This window comes from Streptosporangium sp. NPDC003464 (assembly GCF_053588315.1).
Genome location: NZ_JBSFPS010000482.1, coordinates 1 through 3245, shown reverse-complemented (window position 1 = coordinate 3245; position 3245 = coordinate 1). Strand labels below are relative to the sequence as shown.

2 protein-coding genes and 4 tRNA genes are annotated in these 3245 nt (G+C 71.9%); all 6 read right to left on the bottom strand.

Features of this window, described 5'->3' with window-relative positions; all coding sequences use genetic code 11:
* The coding region (locus tag ACWDS7_RS47560) for a hypothetical protein (protein ID WP_451934687.1) at window positions 1–661 on the bottom strand (661 nt) is incomplete at its 3' end.
* A gap of 220 nt (window positions 662–881) precedes the next feature.
* Window positions 882–956 (bottom strand) — tRNA-Val (locus ACWDS7_RS47555).
* A gap of 13 nt (window positions 957–969) precedes the next feature.
* A tRNA-Gly gene (locus ACWDS7_RS47550) sits at window positions 970–1041 on the bottom strand.
* Between the two features lie 77 nt (window positions 1042–1118).
* Window positions 1119–1189, bottom strand: a tRNA-Cys gene (locus ACWDS7_RS47545).
* A 25-nt stretch (window positions 1190–1214) separates the two neighbouring features.
* A tRNA-Gly gene (locus ACWDS7_RS47540) sits at window positions 1215–1286 on the bottom strand.
* A 37-nt stretch (window positions 1287–1323) separates the two neighbouring features.
* Window positions 1324–3245 (bottom strand): N-acetylmuramoyl-L-alanine amidase (locus tag ACWDS7_RS47535; RefSeq protein ID WP_451934686.1); only part of this gene is annotated, 1922 nt, incomplete at its 5' end.

The window sequence follows — 3245 nt, the reverse complement described above, 5'->3', positions numbered from 1 at the left end:
AGACGTGGCGCGCGTAGCGCTCCAGGGCCTCCACCCGGGCGACGACGGCGGCCTCGCTGGCGGCCAGCGCCCGTTCCAGCGGCGCCATCGCGGCCACCACCTCCGGCGTGCTCCCGCCGCGGGCCAGGCCGCGGTGCTTGGCCCGCAGCGCCGACAGTTTGGTCAGCAGCCGGGCGATCTCCCACTCCTCGGCCGGCAGCATCACCGAGTTGCGCACGCTGTCGAGCATGCCCATGGCGTTGACCCGGGAGCCGAGGATGTGGTCGATGGCCCGCTGGACCCGGCCCAGCAGCTCCCTGGCGGGATAGTCGAAGTCCTCCAGGACCAGGTAGCCGCCCTTGTACCACTGCGCGTGCCGGTGCAGGACGCGCTCGACGGCGTCGTGCGGGGCGGGCTTCCTGGCGACGTAGACGCAGGTGAGGACCACGAGATAGATGCTGGCCAGGATCAGCAGGAACGCGATCGGCAGGCCGGCGATCGTGGCGATCGCCGCCATGCCCCCCGTCACGGCGAGGGGCGCCACGACGGCCGAGGGGAGCCGGGAGGCGTTCTCCGGCGCCGGGCTCCACCCGGCCCGGAAACGGGAGAGCAGTGGTCCGTTCCGCCGGAGGAGGTCGGCGACGTCCGCGGGCACCTCCGGATCGACCACCACGCGCTGCACAGGCTGGCCCCCTTCACCACACGGTCAAACGAACATAGCGATTAACCGGTTTCACGTCATGCGTCCCTCTATGTTGCCTCTTTACGGCGATGTGTCGTGTGCCGAAAGAATGATCGTGATGATCCGTGGTGTGCGGGCCGCCCCGGACCGGGCCGGTCCGCCCACCGGAGAGGACGCCGGAACAGAAAGGTCCCCAGGCCGGAGACCTGGGGACCTTTGATGGTGGACGATACAGGGATTGAACCTGTGACCTCTTCCGTGTCAGGGAAGCGCTCTCCCGCTGAGCTAATCGTCCTTGGGTGAACCAGAGCGGAAGACGGGATTCGAACCCGCGACCCTCACCTTGGCAAGGTGATGCTCTACCACTGAGCCACTTCCGCGTGTCTGCGTCGGGTCTCCCCTCGGCGGCACGTGCGCTACTTTACCGGATCCTTGAGACTCCGATGTCCGTGCACTGAGGTGGAGACGGGATTTGAACCCGTGTACACGGCTTTGCAGGCCGTTGCCTCGCCTCTCGGCCACTCCACCAGTCAGATCCCGGAGGACCTGCCGGAGCGGAAGACGGGATTCGAACCCGCGACCCTCACCTTGGCAAGGTGATGCTCTACCACTGAGCCACTTCCGCGTGATCCCCGGAAACATCTCCGGGGCACGAGAAAACTCTAGCGCCTCCGGGACGCGGATGTGCGCAACCGAGCTCCCTGCCGGGGGTCTTCCTTGGTGATCACCTGCACGTCGGCGGCCCGCACGAACATGATCCGGTGGCCGAACTGGATCTGGCGGTAGCGGGCCTCACCCCTGACGATCCGGTGCGCGGCCGGGTCGAAGGTGCCCGCCCGCAGGTAGGCGGCGCGGGTCGTCATGCCCAGGCTGTAGAGCTGTCCGGCCGGGAAGGAGTACTGCAGCGGGACCAGCTCCTGCCGCGGGACGCCCCTGGGATAGGCCGACGCCTCGGGGTAGGCCCTGCCGTACACCTTGACGGGGGCGTGACCGGGCCTGGGCGTCACCAGCGGGCCGGAGGCGGGGACGGACGTGCGGGCGTCCGCGGGGTCGTGGAACCACGCCTTCTGCCCGAGATACCAGATCGCCGTCCAGTCGCCCCTGCGCTCGGCGAGCGCGTAGCGCTGACCGGTGGAGGCGCGGGCGGCGTGGTCGTAGACGCTGTAGGTGGAGGCGCCCGCCGGATGTTTGCCGATGTCCTTGACCAGCGGGGCCTCCTCGGAGGGGTGGCTGTGCAGCCAGACCGAGGAGGCGCCCCGCGGGGGACACTCGCCGGACTTGCCGCAGCCGGTGAAACGCGGCTGGTTGAGGGCGTAGTCCGGCTTGATCAGCACCGAGCGCGCGGCGGGGTCGGCGGAGCCGGTCAGCGGGCTGCCGAGCAGTTCGAAGTAGTGGCCCCAGTCCCAGTAGGGGCCGGGGTCCTGGTGCATGCCGCGCACGGTCGCCGGGGTGGTGCCCGGCACGTTGTCGTGGCCGATGATGTGCGCGCGGTCCAGGGGCACGCCGTATTCGCGCGCGAGGTGGGCGACCAGCTTGGCCGAGGCGAGATACATCGCCTCGGTGTACCAGGCGCCTTTGGCCAGGTAGCCCTCGTGCTCCAGGCCGATGGAGCGGGTGTTGACGTACCAGTTCCCCGCGTGCCAGCCGATGTCGGTGGCCCGCAGGTGCTGGGCGATGTGGCCGTCGCTGGAGCGCAGGGTGAAGTGCCAGCTCAGGTAGGTGGGGTCCTTGGTCAGCCGGGTTATGGCGTCGTAGCTGGTCTCCCCGTCGTGGATGACGATGTAGTCGATCCGGCGGGGGCCGTCGTAGCGGTCGTGGTTGCCGTAGCCGCCTTTCCTGAGCCGCTGGTAGGCGGCCGGCATCCATTCGCAGGAGACGGTGGGCGGGCAGTCGGGCGCGGGCGCCGGCGCGCGGCGCAGCCCGGCCGGGCCGGGCGGCCGCCACGGGGACAGGCCCGGGACGGCGGGCAGGACCATCCGCTCGCCGTCGTCGGTCACGCGGGCCGCGCCGGCGCGGATCGTCGCGTAGACCTCGTCGGCGAAGAAGCGCCCCGCCCCGGCGTCCGCGGTCCCCGGGTAGCGGGCCACCGCGCCGTACCAGTCCGCCGGGTCGGTGCCCGCCGGCCCGCCGGCCCGCCGCTGGAGGTCGGCCAGCAGGGCCGCGCCGCCCTGGATGTTGGCCGCCGGATCCCGGCGCAGCCGGGCGGGGGCGATCCCGGTCAGCTCCGCCGCCCGGCGCAGGGTGTCCGGGGGCGGGGCCGCGGTGGTGGCCGGGAGGGTCGCGGGCGGGTGGGGGCGGCTCCCGTCGCCGCGCGGGTCCTGCCCGCGGTGGCCGAGGCGTCCCGGATCGGCCCGGACGTCCACCAGGTGCATGGGACCGTAGCCGGCCGAGACGCTGGGCAGCCCGTCGTTGGCGTCCCAGCGGGACTCCAGGTAGGAGACCGCGAGCAGCACGCTCTCCGGCACCCCGTAGGTCCGGGCCGCCCGGGCGAAGGCCGCCTGCCTGCCCTCCGGCGCCCGCCCGGCCGCCGGCTGCGGCTGCTCAACGCCTCCAACGCCCGCCGCTACCGCCTCGAACTGACGCC